At 62.4% G+C, this 18,877-nt stretch carries 23 protein-coding genes; 4 read left to right on the top strand and 19 right to left on the bottom strand.

What is annotated here, in order from left to right; all coding sequences use genetic code 11:
- Positions 1–11: 11 nt before the first annotated feature.
- From phnF to ccmA, 14 genes are all read right to left on the bottom strand, one after another.
- Positions 12–716, bottom strand: a complete 705-nt coding sequence (phnF, locus tag HX823_RS17380) for a phosphonate metabolism transcriptional regulator PhnF (protein WP_167351257.1) — start codon at positions 714–716, stop codon at positions 12–14.
- Positions 717–752: 36 nt separating this feature from the next.
- Complete coding sequence (phnE, locus tag HX823_RS17375; protein WP_016978496.1) at positions 753–1,535, bottom strand: phosphonate ABC transporter, permease protein PhnE; 783 nt, start codon at positions 1,533–1,535, stop codon at positions 753–755.
- A 161-nt stretch (positions 1,536–1,696) separates the two neighbouring features.
- A complete protein-coding gene (phnD, locus tag HX823_RS17370) occupies positions 1,697–2,698 on the bottom strand; it encodes a phosphonate ABC transporter substrate-binding protein (RefSeq protein ID WP_038845852.1) in 1,002 nt (333 codons plus the stop codon).
- A gap of 32 nt (positions 2,699–2,730) precedes the next feature.
- On the bottom strand, positions 2,731–3,564 hold the full coding sequence (gene phnC, locus HX823_RS17365) for a phosphonate ABC transporter ATP-binding protein (RefSeq protein ID WP_033897600.1): 834 nt from the start codon (positions 3,562–3,564) through the stop codon (positions 2,731–2,733).
- Between the two features lie 365 nt (positions 3,565–3,929).
- A complete protein-coding gene (locus HX823_RS17360; RefSeq protein WP_033901408.1) occupies positions 3,930–4,325 on the bottom strand; it encodes a lipoprotein in 396 nt (131 codons plus the stop codon).
- Positions 4,326–4,340: 15 nt separating this feature from the next.
- Complete coding sequence (gene ccmI / locus HX823_RS17355; RefSeq protein ID WP_038842010.1) at positions 4,341–5,528, bottom strand: c-type cytochrome biogenesis protein CcmI; 1,188 nt, start codon at positions 5,526–5,528, stop codon at positions 4,341–4,343.
- Positions 5,521–5,994, bottom strand: coding sequence for a cytochrome c-type biogenesis protein (locus HX823_RS17350; RefSeq protein WP_017136200.1), 474 nt, complete (start codon positions 5,992–5,994; stop codon positions 5,521–5,523). Before HX823_RS17350 ends, ccmI begins: the two co-directional genes overlap by 8 nt.
- Complete coding sequence (locus HX823_RS17345) at positions 5,991–6,527, bottom strand: DsbE family thiol:disulfide interchange protein (protein WP_016978490.1); 537 nt, start codon at positions 6,525–6,527, stop codon at positions 5,991–5,993. The genes HX823_RS17350 and HX823_RS17345 overlap by 4 nt, the downstream gene beginning before the upstream one ends.
- Positions 6,524–8,512: a heme lyase CcmF/NrfE family subunit gene (locus HX823_RS17340; protein WP_177075730.1), complete on the bottom strand. Its 1,989-nt coding sequence runs from the start codon at positions 8,510–8,512 to the stop codon at positions 6,524–6,526. Before HX823_RS17340 ends, HX823_RS17345 begins: the two co-directional genes overlap by 4 nt.
- Positions 8,513–8,515: 3 nt before the next feature.
- Positions 8,516–8,971 (bottom strand): cytochrome c maturation protein CcmE, encoded by a 456-nt coding sequence (ccmE, locus tag HX823_RS17335; RefSeq protein WP_028615684.1) that lies wholly within the window; start codon positions 8,969–8,971, stop codon positions 8,516–8,518.
- Positions 8,968–9,144, bottom strand: coding sequence for a heme exporter protein CcmD (gene ccmD, locus HX823_RS17330; RefSeq protein ID WP_061435869.1), 177 nt, complete (start codon positions 9,142–9,144; stop codon positions 8,968–8,970). The genes ccmE and ccmD overlap by 4 nt, the downstream gene beginning before the upstream one ends.
- Positions 9,141–9,896 (bottom strand): heme ABC transporter permease, encoded by a 756-nt coding sequence (locus tag HX823_RS17325; RefSeq protein WP_038842001.1) that lies wholly within the window; start codon positions 9,894–9,896, stop codon positions 9,141–9,143. The genes ccmD and HX823_RS17325 overlap by 4 nt, the downstream gene beginning before the upstream one ends.
- An 83-nt stretch (positions 9,897–9,979) precedes the next feature.
- Positions 9,980–10,648: a heme exporter protein CcmB gene (ccmB, locus tag HX823_RS17320; protein WP_003189951.1), complete on the bottom strand. Its 669-nt coding sequence runs from the start codon at positions 10,646–10,648 to the stop codon at positions 9,980–9,982.
- Positions 10,645–11,280, bottom strand: coding sequence for a cytochrome c biogenesis heme-transporting ATPase CcmA (ccmA, locus tag HX823_RS17315; protein ID WP_038841997.1), 636 nt, complete (start codon positions 11,278–11,280; stop codon positions 10,645–10,647). Before ccmA ends, ccmB begins: the two co-directional genes overlap by 4 nt.
- Before the next feature lie 200 nt (positions 11,281–11,480).
- Between ccmA and HX823_RS17310 the strand changes: the two genes are divergently transcribed.
- Together HX823_RS17310 and HX823_RS17305 are read left to right on the top strand one after the other, a co-directional pair.
- Positions 11,481–13,058, top strand: coding sequence for a flagellar hook-length control protein FliK (locus tag HX823_RS17310; protein ID WP_177075706.1), 1,578 nt, complete (start codon positions 11,481–11,483; stop codon positions 13,056–13,058).
- The gene (locus tag HX823_RS17305; protein WP_038841992.1) at positions 13,055–13,384 is read left to right on the top strand and encodes an EscU/YscU/HrcU family type III secretion system export apparatus switch protein; all 330 of its coding nucleotides are present in this window, start codon (positions 13,055–13,057) and stop codon (positions 13,382–13,384) included. The genes HX823_RS17310 and HX823_RS17305 overlap by 4 nt, the downstream gene beginning before the upstream one ends.
- Before the next feature lies 1 nt (position 13,385).
- On the opposite strand, the gene HX823_RS17300 is transcribed toward HX823_RS17305, so the two are convergent.
- The 3 genes from HX823_RS17300 to moaB form a co-directional block, all read right to left on the bottom strand.
- A complete protein-coding gene (locus tag HX823_RS17300; protein WP_177075704.1) occupies positions 13,386–14,642 on the bottom strand; it encodes a hypothetical protein in 1,257 nt (418 codons plus the stop codon).
- Between the two features lie 102 nt (positions 14,643–14,744).
- Entirely contained in the window at positions 14,745–15,971 is a 1,227-nt protein-coding gene (gene glp / locus HX823_RS17295; protein WP_177075702.1) for a gephyrin-like molybdotransferase Glp, read from the bottom strand.
- Positions 15,955–16,494, bottom strand: coding sequence for a molybdenum cofactor biosynthesis protein B (gene moaB / locus HX823_RS17290; RefSeq protein ID WP_025857889.1), 540 nt, complete (start codon positions 16,492–16,494; stop codon positions 15,955–15,957). The genes glp and moaB overlap by 17 nt, the downstream gene beginning before the upstream one ends.
- 76 nt (positions 16,495–16,570) lie before the next feature.
- Between moaB and mobA the strand changes: the two genes are divergently transcribed.
- Together mobA and HX823_RS17280 are read left to right on the top strand one after the other, a co-directional pair.
- Positions 16,571–17,173: a molybdenum cofactor guanylyltransferase MobA gene (mobA, locus tag HX823_RS17285; RefSeq protein ID WP_177075700.1), complete on the top strand. Its 603-nt coding sequence runs from the start codon at positions 16,571–16,573 to the stop codon at positions 17,171–17,173.
- Between the two features lie 79 nt (positions 17,174–17,252).
- On the top strand, positions 17,253–17,474 hold the full coding sequence (locus tag HX823_RS17280) for a YgdI/YgdR family lipoprotein (protein ID WP_016978480.1): 222 nt from the start codon (positions 17,253–17,255) through the stop codon (positions 17,472–17,474).
- A gap of 55 nt (positions 17,475–17,529) precedes the next feature.
- On the opposite strand, the gene HX823_RS17275 is transcribed toward HX823_RS17280, so the two are convergent.
- Complete coding sequence (locus HX823_RS17275; protein WP_177075698.1) at positions 17,530–18,420, bottom strand: pseudouridine synthase; 891 nt, start codon at positions 18,418–18,420, stop codon at positions 17,530–17,532.
- Positions 18,421–18,493: 73 nt separating this feature from the next.
- A complete protein-coding gene (locus HX823_RS17270) occupies positions 18,494–18,829 on the bottom strand; it encodes a hypothetical protein (RefSeq protein ID WP_038841980.1) in 336 nt (111 codons plus the stop codon).
- Positions 18,830–18,877 lie beyond the last annotated feature (48 nt).

Below are 18,877 nucleotides of genomic sequence, written 5' to 3'. Positions count from 1 at the left end.
CAGGGTCTCCATCAGGTCACCACTTGGTACTGGAAGCGATCCGAACGGCTGGTGGACTGTGCCAGCTCCACCGGGCGGCCGTCGCGATCGCGGGAAAGGGTGAATACGGTGAGGGCCGGCAAGTGCCGAGGCATCATCAGCAGCGCGGCTTCATCACGGTTGGGCAAACGCGCACCGATCAGGCTTTGGGTGCGCGTCAGCGGCAGGTCGCGTTCGCGCAGGTACTGGCGCAGCGAACCGCCGGTGTAGTCGGCCAGCAACGGCGCCCGGCTGGCGCAGTAGCGATGGCGAATCAGGCTGACGGGTTGGTGGTCGAGTTTGCGCAGGGTCTGCAGCTCGATCATCGGCGCCATTTCGGCAATGCCCAAGTGCTGCGCCTCATCGCGACTGGCGTAGCAGTAACGGCGCTTGAGCAGCACCGCTTCCACGCCCACGCCTTGGGCCGACAGCGACTGGCTGTAGGAGGTCTCGGCGCCCATCGGGTAGATCAACGGGCGATCAAGTACCTGGGTGCCCTTGCCCTGGCGGCGCAACAGGCTGCCTTCGAATACCAGCTCGTCGATGGCGCGGCGCAGCGTGTGGCGGTTGACGCCAAAACGCTCGGCCATGTGCACCTCGCCGGGCAGGAAGTCGCCGGCGCTGTAGCTGCTCAATTCACGGCGCAGGATATCCGCGAGTTCGCGGTACACCGGCTCATCTTGTCTAGACAACTGCATGCTTAAAAAAAGCGCCGCGCGGGCACCCCTCCGACGTCAGATGAACTGCTTGCGCAGGCGTTGGGACAACACGTCGATCAAACTCACCACCACGATGATCACCAGCAGCACCGCGCAGGTTTGTACAAACTGAAAGGCGCGGATGTTTTCCCAGAGGATCACGCCGATCCCGCCCGCGCCGACCATGCCGACCACCGTGGCCGAGCGCACGTTGGCTTCGAAGCGGTACAGCGCGTAGCTCACCCACAGCGGCATCACCTGGGGGATCACGCCGTAGATCACTTCCTGCAAGGCACTGGCACCGGTGGCACGCACGCCTTCCACCGGGCCTGGGTCGATGGCTTCGACGGCCTCGGCAAACAGCTTGGCGAGGACGCCGGTGGTGCTGATCCACAGGGCCAAAACGCCAGCGAAAGGACCGAGGCCGACGGCGACCACGAACAACATGGCGAACACCATTTCATTGATGGAGCGGAAGGCGTCCATGACCCGGCGCAGGGGTTGGTGGATCCACCAGGGGGTGATGTTGTCGGCGCAGAGAATGCCCAGCGGCACCGAGCAGACAATCGCCAACACCGTGCCCCACAGGGCGATCTGCACGGTGACGATCATCTCCTTGAGGTAGGAGCGCCATTCGTGGAAGTCCGGCGGGAAGAAGTCGGCGGCGAAGGTCGCCATGTTTCCGGAATCGCGGTACAGCGCCAGCGGGTTCATCTCGGCGCCGTGCCAGGCCCAGGCCAGCAGGACCAGGAACAGGCCCCAGCCGAGGTATTGCGGCCAAGTGCGTTTGCCGACGGCTTCAGCGTGCAAGGTTGTCATGGGTCACTCTCAATAACGGTGGGAACTGGATCTCTGTGGGAGCGGCGGTGCGACGATTCGACTTGCTCGCGAATGCGGTGTGTCATTCAATGCATCCGGCGACTGATTCACCGCTTTCGCGAGCAAGCCCGCTCCCACATAAACCCGGCTCCTACAGGGGGTTAGCCGTTAGCTGCGGTTTTTTTGTCGAGTTCGGTGATGCGCTGCTGCAACTTGGCCAGGTCAGCATCGATATCGGCGAGTTTCTTGGCCTTATCCGCAGCTTCCAGCTTGTCGTCCGCGCTGATCGTGGTGCGCTGCTTGAACAGCTCCAACTGGCGGATCGGCAACAGTTGGTCGTCGCTGGAGGCAAGGAACTTGCCCAGCTGCATGTTCTTCAGCACGGCCTTCTCTTCATCGGTGTCACCGTAGTGGGCGAAGAAGTCGCGGATCTTGGTTTTCTCGCTGTCGCTCAGGGCCTTGCTCCACACCATCGGGTCGGCCGGGATCAGCGGCGATTTCCAGATCACCTTGAGCATGGCGGCCTTGTCCGGCTGGGTAACTTCCAGGCGCTCCCAGCTTTCGGTGTTGAAGGTGGCGACGTCCAACTGCCCCTTGGCGACGCTCAGTGCGTTGACTTCATGGCTGGAGTTCAACGTGCGCTTGAACGCGGTGGCGGCGTCCACATGGTTCTTGGCAAACACGTAGTAACCCGGCACCAGGTAGCCCGAGGTGGAGTTCGGGTCACCGTTGCCAAAGGTCAGGTTCTTGGCGTTCTTGAGCATGTCTTCAACGTTGTTGATCGGGCTGTCCTTGCGCACGATCAGCACGCTCCAGTAACCGGCGGCGCCGTTGGCGGCGGCGGTCTGGGCGAAGATTTCGCCGTTGGAACGGTCCACCGCTTCCATCGCGGCCTTGTTGCCCAACCAGGCCACGTCGACCTTGTTGAAGCGCATGCCCTGGATCAGGCCGGCGTAGTCGGAGGCGAAGGTGGCGTTGATGGTCAGGCCGGTCTTCTTGTGCATGTCATCCAGGAACGGCTGCCAGATGCTCTTGAGGTTCTGCGAAGACTCGGTGGACATGATGCCGAAGTTGATGGCTTTGTCGGCCGCGTAGGCATTGCCCATGGCGACACTGGCCAACAACGCGGCGGACAGAAACACTTGGCCGATACGGTTCAACATGGAAAGGATTCCTGTGGGTCGTGAGTAGGATTTCAAGCGCGCGCCAGGGCCAGCCGAGGGGTGACGGAGGTTTGGCGGGACTGGTCGGAAAACATCAGGCTGGTGTCGACGTCGGCACCGTACAAATCATTGAGGAAGTGGCTGCTCATCTCGCTGCCCTGGCCGTCGAAATGAATACGGCCACCTTTAAGGGCCACGGCCCGCGGGCAATAACGCATGGCGTAATCGACTTGATGCAGGGTCACCACCACGGTCTTGCCGTCGCGGCGGTTGATGTCAGCGAGGATCTCCATGACCTTGCGTGCCGACTCCGGGTCCAGCGAAGCGATGGGTTCGTCGGCGAGGATCACCTCGGCGCGCTGGGTCAATGCACGCGCAATCGCCACGCGCTGCTGCTGGCCGCCGGACAAGGTCGAGGCCCGTTGCGCGGCCAGGTCGGCCAAGCCAACGCGCGCCAGGGATTCCAGGGCAAACGCCTTCTCTTCGGCATTGAACAAGCCGAGGTTGCCGCGCCAGCGCGGCATGCGGCCCAGGCAACCGAGCAGCACGTTGTCGAGCACGCTCAGGCGGTTGACCAGGTTGAACTGCTGGAAGATGTAGCCGATGTCTGCGCGCAGCCGCCGCACCTTGCCATTCAAGCGCCCACTGGCCTGCACTTCCCGGCCCAGCACCTTGACGCTGCCGCCATTGCTCTTGTCGCAACAGGCCAGCCCCGCCAAGTGGCGCAACAAGGTGGACTTGCCAGAACCGGAAGCGCCAATCAGCGCGACCATCTCACCTGGGGCAATGGTGAGTTCGAGGTCGACCAACGCGGATTTCTTCGCAAAGGTCTTGTTCAAGTGATCGACATGGATAGCGTGATTCATGGGCTTCTCTGTCTTGTTTGAACAGCCAGGGGATGGCTGCGGTTGAGTTCAAACGACAGTAGGCGCGGGAGGTGTCAGTGCTATTACTTGCACATGACTGGAGGGGGTCGGTTGGATGAAGGTTTTGTGAAAGGTTGGACTTGGCTGAAACTCGGATCAACCCTGTGGCGAGCAGGCTTGCCCTGCGTTGGGCTGTGCAGCAGCCCCAGTAAGGCCACCGCGTTAATTCAGGCAGAACGCGTCGCCAGGTTTTGGGGCCGCTTCGCAGCCCAACGCGGGCAAGACCGGCTCCCACAGGTGATCTTCATTGGTTTGGAGAACGTGTTTCACCGGCATGAAAAAGGCGACCCGAAGGTCGCCTTTTGTCATTGCGCATACTGCTTGCTCAACCCCGGCGGCACGCCCTGCACGTCGGTCTCTTCCCACGGCCCGTTCGGGCTGATAGAGCGGCTCCAGCCGTTGCTCCAGCGGTAATACGTGCGCTGGCGGTAGAAGGTGTCGGGCTGTTCGTCCAGCACATACACCTGCATCTTGCCGTCCCAGTGGCTCACGGCGCCCGGGGGTGGGGCGAAGGTCGCGGATTTGGTGGGCACTGGCTTCGGTGCAGGGGTCACTGGGCCGGAGGGTTTGGTGGTTGGCTGGGTCGACGGGCCCGACGGTGGAATGGTCGGGCCGGTAGGCGCGGGAGGTGGGCGGTGGACCGCACAAGCGCTCAGGCCCAATACCAGGCTAAGCAGGGTGATGCGTGCAAATGCGGTCATAGGCGTTTCCTCGATTTACTTGTCCGGACTGTCGATGGTCAGCTGCTGCAGGGCAGTCGTGGTGCTGGCCAAGGGTTGGCTGCGGCCGATCCACTCGCCAGCTGTCGGAACACCAGCCCGGGATATGCGCGCAACCAGTTGGACTTCGGGGAAGTTCGACAGTTTCAACTGCGGCATCATTGCGTCAGCATCGCCCAGTTCGACGGTGATCGGCAGTTCGGCGACGGTGACGCGTTTGGCGGCCAATGGCGCCGGTGGGCCGGAGACCGCACGGGCAAAGATGAACACGCTGTCAGTCGGCAGGGCTTTGGCCTTCACGTCGGCGCTCAGATCTACACGAACTTTCATCGCGGCTTTTTGAGGGGCGACGGTGCCGCCGTTTTCTTTCAGCTTCTCAGCTGCGCGATCAATGCCACCTTGCAACGCCGCGCGGGAGTTGTCTTCCGCTGGCAGTTGGGCCAGCAGACGGTTCCAGTAGTCAATCGCCTCCTGATAACGCTGGCCTTCAAATGCCGCAATACCGAGCAGGCCAAGGCTGGTGACTTCCTTCGGATCCAGCTTCAAGGCTTCATCGGTCAGCGCCTGAACCTTGGGCGACCACTGTTTATTGTCGGCAAAGTACTGCGCCTGGGCCCACTGGCCGAGCAGTTCCGGCTGGCGCCCGGCCAGGGCCACGGTGCGCTCGAAGACCTTTGCGGCATCGGCGGAACGGTCCTGGGCCATGTAGGCACGCCCCAGGAAATACAGGCCTTCCGGCGAATCCGGTTGGGCGGCGGCGGCGCGTTCCAGGCGCTGGGTCATGTCTTCCATGGACACCGGCGGCTGGGAGAACTCGCGGGTCAGTTCGACCTTGTCGCTGGCCCCGTAATGCAGGTACAGCGCAACGCCCAGGACAGGCACCAAAAACGCCGCCAAAAATGGCAATGGCTTGCCCAGGCGCGATTCGCGGGGCTTTTCCACGCCTTCGGTATCGGCCAGTAATTCGCGCGCAGCTTCGGCGCGGCCGGTGTCGAGTTGGGCGGCGTTGAGCACACCTTCGTCCTGCTGCACTTGCAGCTCGGCCACACGTTCTTGGTAGAGCGCCACGTTCAGCGCGGTGCGATCCTCTTCACGCTGGGCGCGGCGGCCGCGCAGTACAGGGATCAGCAGGAAACTCAGGGCAATCAGAAGCAGCAAGCCGGCTGCGAGCCAGAAATCAATCATCAGTCTTGGTGTCCAGCAATTGGTCGAGACGTTTACGCTCATCAGGGGACAGCGCGTCGGAGCCGTCAGTCGGTGCGGCGCGACGGCGGCGCACGATCACGGCCATGACGACGACGCCAGCCAACAACAGCCCGGCAGGGCCGAACCAGAGCAGCGCGGTCTTGCCGGTGAGCGCCGGTTTGTAGCGCACGAAATCACCGTAGCGGTCGACCATGAAGTCGATGATCTGCTGGTTGTCCTTGCCCTCCCCCAGCATGCGGAAAATCTCTTTGCGCAGGTCGGCGGCGATGGGTGCGTTGGAGTCGGCAATGTCCTGGTTCTGGCACTTGGGGCAACGCAGCTCCTTGGTCAGTTCGCGGAAACGCTCGCGGTCACCGTCCTTGGCGAATTCGTAAGTGTCGATGGCGGCATGAGCCACGCCGACCAGTCCAAGTGCCAGCACCGCAGCGGCTAACAGACGCTTCATGGCTTGGCCTCATCGACCAGCGCCTGGTACTTGGCGGCCAGTTGCTCGCGCCAGACCACTTCGTCGATCACGCCGACGTACTTGTCGCGGATCACGCCCTTGGCGTCGATGAAGAAGGTTTCCGGAGCACCGTACACACCGAGGTTCAGGCCGAGGTTGCCGTCTTCATCGCGGATATCCAGCTGATACGGGTTGTGGAACTCGGCCAGCCACTTCAAGGCCGCTGCATTGTCGTCCTTGTAGTTGATGCCGTAGATCACCACGCCCTTCTCGGCCAGCTTGTTCAGCACCGGGTGTTCGACGCGGCAGGAGATGCACCAGGTGCCCCACACGTTGACCAGCGCCGGTTTGCCCAGCAGGTCGGCCTGGGTCAGGGTTTTGTCGCCCTGCACGGTCGGCAGCGAAAACGCCGGGAACGGCTTGCCGATCATCGCCGAAGGCAGCTCGGCCGGGTCCAGATACAACCCGCGATACAAGAACACCGCAACCACCAGAAACATCGCCAGCGGCACAACCATCAACCAACGCTTCATGCCGCCGCTCCCTGTAGGCCGAGCGCTTCACGCACCCGGCTCTTGACCTTGACCCGATAACGCCGGTCCAGCGCGGCCAGCAAGCCACCGAAACCGGTGAGCAGGCCGCCGAACCAGATCCAACGCACGAACGGTTTCACGTGCACGCGCACGGCCCAGGCGCCGTCGCCCAAGGGTTCGCCCAACGCCACATACAGGTCGCGGGTGAAACCGGCGTCGATGCCGGCTTCGGTCATCATCGAACTCTGCACGGTGTACAGGCGTTTTTCCGGGTGCAGCACAGCGATTTCCTTGCCGTTGCGTACGACACGAACGGTGCCTTTGTCCGACGTGAAATTCGGCCCTTCGAAATGCTTGGCACCCTCGAAGATGAAGTGGTAACCGGCCAGGTCCATGGACTCACCCGGCGCCAGGCGCAGGTCGCGCTCGGCGCTGTTCTGGCTGGACAACACCACGCCCAGGGCGCACACGGCGATGCCAATGTGGGCGATCTGCATGCCCCAATAGCTGCGGGTCAGGCTGGGCAGGCCCTTGATCAAGCCTTTGTGGCGAGTCTTGTCGACGATGTCACGCACGCCGGCCAGCAATACCCAGGCAGCGAGCAGGAAGGTCGCGAGCACCGCCCAGTTGAAATCGCCGTAGGCAAACCCGGCGATCACCGCCAAGGCCACGCTGCCCAGCAGCACCGGCATCAGCATGCCCACCAGCCATTTCACCGGGGTGTCTTTCCAGCGCACCAGCACGCCGAAGGCCATCACCACCATCAACAGGCCCATCAAAGGAATGAACAACGCGTTGAAGTACGGCGGGCCGACGGACAGCTTGGCGCCGCTCAGGGCATCCAGCACCAATGGGTACAGGGTACCGAGCAGGATCATCGACGCGGCCACTACCAGCACCAGGTTATTGCCCAGCAACAGGGTTTCCCGCGACCACAGGTTGAAACCGACCTGGCTCTTGACCACAGGCGCACGCAGGGCGAACAGCGTCAGGGAGCCGCCGACCACAAACAGCAGGAAGATCAGGATGAACACGCCGCGCTCCGGGTCGGAGGCGAACGCATGCACGGAGGTCAACACGCCCGAACGCACCAGGAAAGTGCCAAGCAGGCTGAGAGAAAATGCCGCGATGGCCAGCAATACGGTCCAGCTTTTGAACACGCCGCGTTTTTCGGTGACGGCCAGCGAGTGAATCAGCGCCGTGCCCACCAGCCAAGGCATGAAGGAGGCGTTTTCCACCGGGTCCCAGAACCACCAGCCGCCCCAGCCGAGTTCGTAATACGCCCACCACGAACCCAAAGTGATACCAATCCCGAGGAACGCCCAGGCGACGATGGTCCACGGCCGCGACCAGCGTGCCCAGGCCGCATCTAGGCGCCCACCGAGCAAGGCAGCGATGGCGAAAGCAAAGGCCACGGAGAAACCCACGTAACCCATGTAGAGCATCGGCGGGTGCACGATCAGGCCGATGTCTTGCAGCAATGGGTTGAGGTCATGCCCGTTCGTAGGAATCTGCGGCAGGATGCGGCTGAACGGGTTGGAGGTCATGATCAAAAACAGCAGGAAGCCGATGCTGATCATGCCCATCACCGCCAGCACGCGCGCCAGCATCACTTGCGGCAGTTGGCGCGAGAACACCGACACCGCGAAGGTCCAGCCGCCGAGAATCAGCGCCCACAGCAGCAGCGAACCTTCGTGGGCGCCCCACACGGCGCTGAATTTGTAGTACCAGGGCAAAGCGGTGTTGGAGTTATTGGCGACGTAGGCGACGGAAAAGTCGTCGGTCATGAAGGCGTAGGTCAGGCAACCAAAGGCGAACAGCAAAAAGGCAAACTGGCCCCAGGCCGCCGGCTGCGCCAGGCTCATCCACAGGCGGTCGCCACGCCAGGCGCCGAGCAACGGCACCACGGCCTGGACGACGGCAAAACACAGGGCGAGGATCATCGCCAACTGGCCCAACTCCGGAATAAACAGTGCGGACGTCATCACTTAGCCCTCCTTCGCTGGCGTTGGCGCGGATTGGCCGCTGTCTTTGAGGGCCTTGGTGACTTCCGGCGGCATGTATTTTTCATCGTGCTTGGCCAGCACTTCATCGGCCACCACCACGCCGTCGGCGTTGAGCTTGCCCAGGGCGACGATGCCTTGGCCTTCGCGGAACAGGTCCGGGAGGATGCCGCGGTAGGTGATGGTCACGGCTTTGTTGAAGTCGGTGACCACGAACGTCACGTCCAGGGAATCACCGGAACGCTTCAGCGAGCCCTGCTCCACCATGCCGCCGGCGCGAATCCGTGTATCGACAGGGGCTTCGCCATTGGCGATCTGGGTCGGGGTGTAGAACAGGTTGATGTTCTGCTGCAGGGCACTCAAGGCCAGGGCCACGGCAATGCCGACGCCGGCCAGGATGGCAAGGATGATCAACAGACGCTTTCTACGCAGCGGATTCACTTTTCGGTCTCCCGGCGCAGACGACGCGCCTCTTGTTGCAGGTAACGCTTGCGGGCCAGGATCGGCGCGGCGACGTTGAGGGCCAGCACCGCCAGGCAGATGCCATAGGCCGTCCAGACATACAGGCCGTGATGGCCCATGGCGAGAAACTCGCTGAAAGAAGCAAAACTCATGCGCGCGCTCCCAGGCTGTTTTGCACTTCGGCCTTGACCCAGCTGGTGCGCGATTCACGCTTGAGCACTTCAAGGCGCATGCGCATCAGCAACACGGCGCCGAAAAAGCAGTAGAAGCCCAGCACCATCAGCAGCAGCGGCGCCCACATTTCCACGGGCATTGCCGGTTTTTCGGTGAGGGTGAAGGTGGCGCCCTGGTGCAGGGTGTTCCACCACTCCACCGAGTACTTGATGATCGGAATGTTGATCACGCCAACAATCGCCAGCACCGCGCAGGCCTTGGCGGCGCTGTCACGATTGCTGATCGCGTTGCCCAGAGCAATCAGACCGAAGTACAGGAACAGCAGGATCAACATGGACGTTAGTCGCGCATCCCACACCCACCACGAACCCCAGGTGGGTTTGCCCCAGATTGCGCCGGTGACCAGCGCCACGGCAGTCATCCACGCGCCAATGGGCGCGGCGCATTGCAGGGCCACGTCCGCGAGTTTCATTTTCCACACCAGGCCGACGATGCCGCACACCGCCAGCATCACGTAGCAGGACTGGGCCAGCATCGCGGCGGGCACGTGGATGTAGATGATGCGAAAGCTGTTGCCTTGCTGGTAGTCCGGCGGCGCAAAGGCCAGGCCCCAGACCAGGCCGATGCCGATCAGCAATACGGCAGCGATGCTCAACCACGGCAGCAGCTTGCCGCTGATGCCATAGAACCATTTGGGCGAGCCGAGCTTGTGAAACCAGGTCCAGTTCATTGCTGTTTCCATCACGGTAGCTTTTCGTCGTTGCGAAAAGCTTAGGGTCTTTACTGGTTAAGACAACGCTTAACCAGACCTCATTATTCGCCGACGCTGATCTTCAGGCCGGCCGCTATAGCAAAGGGTGTCAGGGTTACCGCCAGGGCGGTCAGGCTACCAAGCCACAAGAGGTAACCGGTCGCCGGCATGCCCATGAGCGCGGCCTGCAAAGCACCGCTGCCCAGGATCAACACCGGGATATACAAAGGCAGAATCAACAGGGCCAGTAACAGGCCGCCCCGCTTCAAACCCACGGTCAACGCTGCGCCCACCGCCCCCAACAGGCTGAGCACCGGCGTACCGAGCAACAAGGACAGGAGCAACACCGGCAGGCATTCGACGGGCAGGCCCAGCATCATCGCCAGCAGCGGCGAGAGCAAGACTAGCGCCAAGCCGGAAAAAGCCCAGTGTGCCAGTACCTTGGCCAGTACCAGAAGTGGCAGGGGGTGCGACGAAAGGACCCACTGTTCCAGGGAACCGTCTTCAAAATCACTGCGAAACAGCCCGTCCAGCGAGAGCAGGACCGATAAAAGCGCGGCCACCCACACCAGTCCCGGGGACAAGGTTTGCAACAGTTTAGTCTCGGGGCCGACTGCCAACGGGAACAACGCGATGACAATCGCGAAGAACACCAGCGGGTTGGCCAGTTCCGCCGGGCGACGGCAGAGCAAGCGCGCTTCACGGGCGACCAACAGGGCGAATACGCTCATGCCGACCACCGCCCTAGATCGAGATCGCGATAGCCAGCAGGCATGCGCGTCAGCGTGTGGTGGGTCGTGAGGATGACCAGACCGCCCTGCTCGCAATGCTGGGCCAGGTGTTCTTCCAACTGGGCGACGCCTTGTTTGTCGAGGGCGGTGAAGGGCTCGTCGAGAATCCACAGCGGCGGCCCCGGCAGGTACAAACGCGCCAGGGCCACGCGGCGCTGCTGGCCGGCGGACAAGGTGTGGCAGGGAACGTCTTCAAAGCCCTTGAGGCCGACGGCGGCCAGGGCCTGCCAAATGGCATCGCGCGACGCGGGATGATGCAGGGCACTGAGCCAGCTGAGGTTCTCTTCGGCGGTGAGCACGTCCTTGATGCCGGCGGCGTGGCCGATCCAGATAAGGTTGCGCGCCAGTTCGGTACGTCGTTCGTTGAGGGCCTTGCCGTTCAGGCGAACTTCCCCAGCCGTCGGCTGCATCAACCCGGCCAACAGGCGCAGCAAACTGGTCTTGCCGCTGCCGTTGGGGCCGCTGACCTGCACCATGTCGCCGCCCGTCAGCCGCAGTTCGAGGTGCTCGAACAGCAGGCGCAGGTCGCGTTCACAGGAGAGCGCTACGGCTTCAAGAAGAGGGCTGGTCAAAAGATCGCGGGCCTTTACGGTTCAAGTCGGCGGTGCAGCGGCCGTTAAAGAGAAATGCACAATAACGGCTTTGGCGACCGATTTTAGAGAGCTGGATCAAATAGTTGTGAGGTTTTTACCGCTCTCTTTGCAGACGGGCGGCATTATACATGTGATGCCCTACTCTAAAGAGGGCAATTTCCCCAGAGACGACGCGCGCGATGACCGGTGAGATCAACCTTCCTACGCTTCCACCCGCCCCGGCAGTCGGGCCCGGCCCTGCGCCTGCGGCCGGCGAGTTGCTGAAACTGCTGGAGCCGCAGATCGGCCTGATCGACCCTGGGAAAACCGCGAACGCCGAAGTCATCGCCCTGAAACAAGGCGGTGAAGCCTTTCAGTTGCTGCTCAAGTTGACCCTTGAAGGCGGCCGCCAGACGTTGGTGCAGGCCAGCAGCCCGCAGCCGCTGCCGTTGGGCAGCAATGTGGCGGTGAGCCAGACGCCCACCGGCAACCTGACCCTCAGCCTGCAACAGGCCTTGAGCGCCAATGTCGCCGCCCTCACCCGCATCGACACGAATCAGATGCCCGTGGGCACGCTGTTGCAGGCCAAGGTGCTGACCAGTCAAATGTTGCCTCAGGGCACGGCGCAACCGGCGATCTATCGCTCGCTGGTCACCGTGCTCAACAGCGCACTGACCGGCGCGACCCTGAGCGTGGAAAGCCCGCAGCCGTTGCGCGTCGGCAGCCTGCTCAGCGCCGTGGTACAGAACGCGCAGACTTTAAGCTTTGTGCCGTTGAGCGGACTCAAGGATCAGCTGGCCGTCACCCAACAACTGTCGACCCAGCAAAGTCGCCAAGGCTCGCTGGATGCCGTCTTCACGGCGCTGCAGAACCTGCCACGCGGCGACAGCACCTCCGCCGAGCTGCGCGGCGCCGCCGAGCGTTTACTCGCCGCCCTGCCCGACCTGGCGCAGGTCAGCAATCCCAAGGTATTGGCGCAAGTCATCCAGAACAGCGGTGCCTTTCTGGAAGCCAAGCTGCTCGCCGGGCAAAACCCGCAAGTCCCACCGCTGGACATGAAAGGTGCCTTGCTGCGCCTGGTCGCCGACTTGCTGCCTGCGCTCCCCGCCAGCACCAACATGAATGCCATCCTCGCCGCCAACACCCTGGCCCAGGTGCTGCCCAACTTCGTGCGCAGCCCTTTGAACACCCTCGGCCAGGTCAGTGCGCGCCAAGCACCCGTTGGCTTTCCTCTGCCTGAACGGCTGATGGCCAAACTGGAAGGCGAAGGCGACCTGGAAAACCTGCTGCGCCTGGCCGCCGGGGCAATCTCGCGGTTGCAGAGCCATCAATTGTCGAGCCTGGAACAGACCGGCACCACCGCCGACGGCCGCCTGCAAACCACCTGGCAGCTGGAAATCCCCATGCGCACGTTGCAAGACATCGTGCCGTTGCAGGTCAAGTTCCAGCGCGAAGAACCGGCGCCGGACAAGGACCAGCCCGAACGCAAAGAGAAAAAGGATGCCAAGCAGATGCTCTGGCGCGTCGAACTGGCCTTCGACATGGAGCCGCTGGGGCCGCTGCAGGTGCAGGCGCAATTGAGCCAGGGCAAACTCTCCAGCCAGTTGTGGGCCTCGCGGCCATTCACCGCCAGTTTGATCGAAAGCCACTTGGGCAGCTTGCGCGAACGCCTGGTGACGTCGGGGATCAATGTCGGCGACCTCGATTGCCACCTCGGCACCCCGCCACGCGGGCCGAAAACCGGACTGGAGCAACGCTGGGTGGATGAAACCGCATGAAAAACGCCAACCCACCGCGCCAGGCGATTGCCCTCAAGTACGACGGCCAGCAGGCACCGACCCTGACCGCCAAGGGCGACGATGCCCTGGCCGAAGCCATCCTGAAGCTGGCGCGCGAAAACGAAGTGCCGATCTATGAAAACGCCGAGCTGGTCAAACTGCTGGCGCGGATGGAACTGGGCGACAGTATTCCAGAGGACTTGTACCGCACGATCGCCGAGATCATTGCGTTTGCCTGGACGCTGAAGGGCAAGTTCCCGGTCGGGTATGACCCGGACGCCGCGCCGGTAGAGCGCGACGTGACCGAACGTGGGGATGACTACTGAATCAGCCGGGCCTCACACCGGCCAACACGCGGGCCGCTACCGAGGTAGCAACCGGCATGCGCTGGGCGTGCTGTGTCAACGCCTGCTCGAACGTCAGCCCCTCATACCGCCGCAATGCTGCACCAAACGCACTCGCCTGCGCAGGCGCAAGTGGAGCCGTGAAGGCCTCGATGAACGACGCGTCAATCATGGTGTTGCGAACACTCTCTACCTCTGCCTGTATGGAATGGTTGTCCCGGGCAGTCACTTTATCGAACAGGGCTTGATCCTTGATCACAAAATCCTGGGCACCGGGTGCGCGTTGAGCAACGAGCACATTCTGCTGACCGTTCCAGGCCGACAGCGAATACTCCTTTAGCCTGTCCTGGCTGTTCTTGACTGACTCGATACTTGGGCCACGGTGCTCCAGGCCCGCACTGAAAAACTGGCTCAGGACATTGAAGTCCATTACTGCCTCATCGGTGCCACGCTTGAGAATCCGACAGCACAAGGTCGCGAGGTCCACCTGGATATCGTGGAAGTGCAACTTGGGTTCCTGGCTCAAGCGTGCGATATCGGCGATTTTCTGGTTGGAATCGTTTGGCCACAGGTACAACGCATCTCGCGTCAGTGGCTGCCCCAGGCGCTTTTCCATGGGGCCCATGAACTGCTGAACCAACGCAACGCCTTGGTCATGCACCTGCAACATGCTCGTGCCGGGCATACGGTTCTGGATCATGTTTTTGACAACATCGGTATTGAGCGCGAACTGGCCGGTGAGAAAGGTGGTTTTACCCGCTGATGGCGCACCGCGGACTATCGAGACATCCTGCGACAAGGCAGGTGCCGGGTCTTGAAGAATGGACTGGAATTGCGCCAGGTATTTTTCTGCCACTTGGACCGTCAGGTTCTTCAGGATGTTGGCATTGAGGCTGTCGACCTCTGGCAGCCAAACGTTTCGCTGACCCAGGGCCTGCGCCAGTGTCGGCAAGGTTTTGTCAGCCGCAGCCGGATCGGCCCAGCCCAGTCGTTCATTGTCCTGCAGCCGTTTTAACTGACCAGGGTTACGCGTCAGCGCCTGCCAGGAAGTGATACTCGGATCGGCGATCATGCAGGCAAGCCGTTCCCGATAAGTGTTCTCGGAAAGCGGCCTGCCGATCAGTTGATTCAAAACCCCGCGTGCAGTGCTTGAATTGATTGACGCTGCCGAGGGCAAGTCGGGCTCGGCGTGAGCGGATGCCGCCACGCCATGAACGGATGCAGCAGGTTGGATAGTCATCGTCAGTCCTCCAGTAACCGGGACTCGAAAAACTAGCCTGCCCGCCCTGCTTGGCTCATAGGACTTGTCTTGACTGTGCGCCCGCCGTCGGTGAGTTGTGTGTCAGCCAAATACCTCACTCAAGGGAATGAAGTTGACCCGGTCGCCCATCGCCAGCGTCGTGCCTTCCAACACCTCCACAAACCCTTCCGCCCACGCCGCACTGCGCAGCACGCCGGAGCTCTGGTTGCGGTAAATGATCGCTTTGCCTTGCTCGATGCGACCGCGCAGGTACTCGCGGCGGTTGCCCGGTTTGGGCCACTCGAACCCCACCGGCACGTCGAAACGCAGTGGCTCGACGTCCTGCACACCTTGGCGGCGCAGCAGATAAGGGCGTGCCAGCAGCGCGAACGTGACCAACGTCGACGCCGGGTTACCGGGCAGGCCGATCACCGGCACGCCACGGAAGTGGCCGAAGGTCAGCGGCTTGCCCGGTTTGATCGCCAGTTTCCACAACGCCAGCTCACCCTCTTCACGCAGGGCGATCCCAAGGAAATCCGCTTCGCCAACCGACACACCGCCCGTGGACAGGATCAAGTCGACACTGCCCAAGCCGCCCAGGCGCGCGCGGGTTTGCTCAAGGTCGTCGGGCAGGATGCCGGCGTCGATCACTTCACAGCCCATGCGCGTAAGCCATGAGCACAGCACGCGCCGGTTGCTGTTGTAGATCTGCCCCGGCCCGAGCGGCAAGCCCGGTTCGATCAACTCATCGCCGGTGGACAGAACCGCCACGCGTGGGCGGCGTACCACTGCCAGGCGATCATGGCCGAGAGACGCCGCAAGGCCCAGTTCAATTGGGCCCAGGCGCGTACCCGCCGTTAAAACAAGCTCGCCTACGGTGGTTTCCTGGCCTTGGGGACGGATGTTCTGGTCGAGGTGCAGGGGTTCGGTAAAGCTCACGCGCGCATCGGCGTGGACCACGGCGTTCTCCTGCATTTCCACGCAGTCGGCCCCTTCCGGTACTGGGGCGCCGGTGAAGATGCGGGCGCAGGTGCCGGCGGCCAACGGTTGTGGCGCCTGGCCTGCGAAAATGCGTTGGCTGACCACCAGGGGTTCGCCGGTCCAGTCCGCCAACCGCACGGCATAACCGTCCATGGCGCTGTTCGGCCACGGCGGCAGGTCGAGGGTGGAGATCAGGTCTTGCGCCAGTACACGACCATCGCAATCCGCCAGCAACAGGCTTTCCTGCTCACGGATCGGCGCGGCGTCGGCCATCGCCAGCAGTTGAGCCAAGGCGTCCTCCACCGGCAGCAGTGCGCCGGTCTTGCCGGGCTTACCCACGGGATTCACAAGGCTCGGCCTGTTTCAGGTGCGGGACGAAGTTGCACGGGCGGTGACGGTTGTCCAGTTGCTCGGCGAGGATGCCGTCCCAGCCGGTACGCACCGCATTGGTGGAGCCCGGCAGGCAGCACACCAGGGTGCCATTGGCCAAACCCGCCAGAGCGCGGGACTGCACGGTGGAGGTGCCGATGTCGGCCACGGAAATCTGGCGGAACAGTTCGCCAAAGCCGTCGACCTGTTTGTCCAGCAGGCAGCTCACCGCTTCGGGGGTGCTGTCGCGGCCGGTGAAGCCGGTGCCGCCGGTGATCAGCACCACCTGCACCACGTCTTCGGCGATCCAGTGGGCGACCTGGGCGCGAATCTTGTAGAGGTCGTCCTTGAGCAGCACGCGCTCGGCCAGGTTGTGGCCGGCGGCCGTCAGGCGGTCAACGAAGACCTGGCCGGAGGTATCGGTTTCCAGGGTTCGGGTGTCGCTGACGGTCAATACAGCGATATTCAGGGGTACGAAGGGCGCATCTGCCTTGGCTTTCATGGCACGGTCCGGTTGTCGAAGGAACAGCCCGATGTTATATCACAGGCCCCCCTTTTGCTGCCGCTGCGGAGCTGCCATGCCTATCGATTCGCCCCCACTGCCCTGTTCGGTTCTGCTGCTCTCTGGTGGGCGCGGCCAACGCATGGGCGGCCAGGACAAAGGCTTGCTGGAGTGGCGTGGCCAGCCGTTGATTGCGCATTTGCAGCACTTGGTGCGACCGCTCACGGACGACCTGATCATCTCGTGCAATCGCAACCCGCAGCAGTACGCCAGCTATGCCGACCAACTGGTGACCGACGACAGCCCGGACTTCCCCGGCCCCCTCGCCGGTATCCGTGCGGGACTTGCCGCCGCCCGTCATGCGCACCTGCTGATATTGCCGTGCGACGTGCCGCATATCGACGCAGGGCTGATCCAGGCGCTGCGTGAGACCGCGCAACGCAACCCGCTGCTGCCGGTGATGGTGCGCCATGGTGCGTTCTGGGAACCGTTGATCTGCATCGTCCCCACGGGCCTGCGCGATGCGGTGGACAGGGCCTGGCACGCCGGTGAGCGCAGCCCGCGCAAGCTCTTCCTGCAACTGGGCGGCGTGGGTCTGGAATGCCCGGCAGATGATCCGCGCCTGGCCAACCTTAATACGCCGGAGCTGTTACAGACGCCGTCGGGCGTGTCAGAATGAACCTCGCACCCGGAACTTTGTCGACGCTGCATGCGTCACAAGGTCAGCCATTAAAAAGTATTCTCTCGGAGACAGACTCATGACTCAACGGACCATCGCCGCTCTCATGCTTGCACTGGGCCTCGCCACCCTCGCCGGTTGCGCCTCGCCGACAGTGATCACCCTGAATGACGGTCGCGAAATCCAGGCCGTCGACACCCCTAAATTCGACAAGGACTCGGGCTTCTACGAGTTCGAACAGTTGGACGGCAAGCAGACCCGCATCAACAAAGACCAGGTTCGCACCGTCAAAGACTTATAAGTCTTAGCGTTTGCCATCAAGGCCCGCCTCGCGCGGGCCTTGTCGTTTCCGGGGGTTACCAGTCGAGGGTGATCTGGCTGCGGAAACTGCGTTCCTCCCCCGTGACCGGGTCAATAAAACGCACGCCCTGGGCCAGCAGTTTGAGGGGATTGGCGTAATCGTCTACCGCGTCCTTGATCACGTGGGGGTAGAAGGGGTCGTTGCAGATGCTCGCGCCGAGGGCGCTCATGTGCACGCGCAGCTGGTGCTTCTTGCCGGTCACCGGGAACAGGCCGTAGCGCCACAGATTGCCGTTTTTCTCGCGCACCTCCACCACCGTTTCGGTGTTGGGGGCACCATCACCTTCCTGCATGCGAAAGAACGGCTCGCCATCCACAAGTCGGCTTTTGTGCACCCTGGGAAAGGTGAGGTCCGGCAGGGCTGGGGCGATGGCTTCATAGAATTTATCGATCTGGCGAGTGGGAAACAGTTGCTGGTAAGCCGAGCGGCTGGCCGGATTGGCCGAAAACAGCACCAGCCCCGCCGTGTGCCGGTCGATACGGTGCAACGGCACCAGTGAGGGATTATCCAGCCGGCGAATCAGGCGGCGCAGCAGGGTTTGCTCGACGTATTCACCGGCCGGCGTCACGGGCAGGTAGTGCGGCTTGTCAGCGACCACCAGATGCTCGTCGGCATACAGGATGGTTTCCTGCACCGGGATGACTTTCTCGTTAGGCACTTCGCGAAAGTAGTAGATGCACAAGCCTTCCTTGTAGCCCAGGTCGACGGTGATCGGGTTGCCGTTGATATCCAGCACCCGGCCTCGCGCAATGCGGTCCAGCCAGTGTTCGCGGCGGATGGCCGGGAAGTGCTCGCACAGGCAATCCAGCACCGTCGCCCAAGAACCGGGCGGCAGAAACAAGGTGCTGGCTTGGTGCTGGGACGCGGAAAAACCGGAGGTGGACATGAAATGCTCAAAGCCTGTGACAAAACCGGCGGGCATTATCCCGCATTGCGCGGGATTGAGCCTAGGGCGGATCTCAAGCCTTGGCCAACTCCGCCCGCAGGATCGGCGAAGCACTGGCGGCGTCGGTGAACTCCTTGAGCCAGCGCAGCACGTCCACCGCTTCCCAACGGCCCGGATCGTACAACGCGTACAACAAGCCCTGATAACCCACCACATCCAGTTGCTTGTGGTAGCCGGCGCGCTGGAACAACGCCTCGATCTCTGCAAAGCAGGTATTGAAATGCACTTTGTTAAAGGGCGTCTTGCCTTCCGTGACCAGACCATCGAGGCGCAGCTCGTTCACCGCGTCGCGCACGACGTTGGCGGACATGCGATTGACGCTGCTTTTCAGTTGTTCAACATTCACCACGGGCGTTCCCTCAATTCAATCGCTGTACAAACATACAGTAACTTAATA

The sequence above is a fragment of the Pseudomonas sp. P7759 genome, assembly GCF_013386445.1.
Taxonomy (GTDB): Bacteria; Pseudomonadota; Gammaproteobacteria; order Pseudomonadales; family Pseudomonadaceae; genus Aquipseudomonas; species Aquipseudomonas azotoformans_A.
Note: the sequence above shows the minus strand (reverse complement) of the source record. Positions and strands in the feature narration are given on the sequence as shown.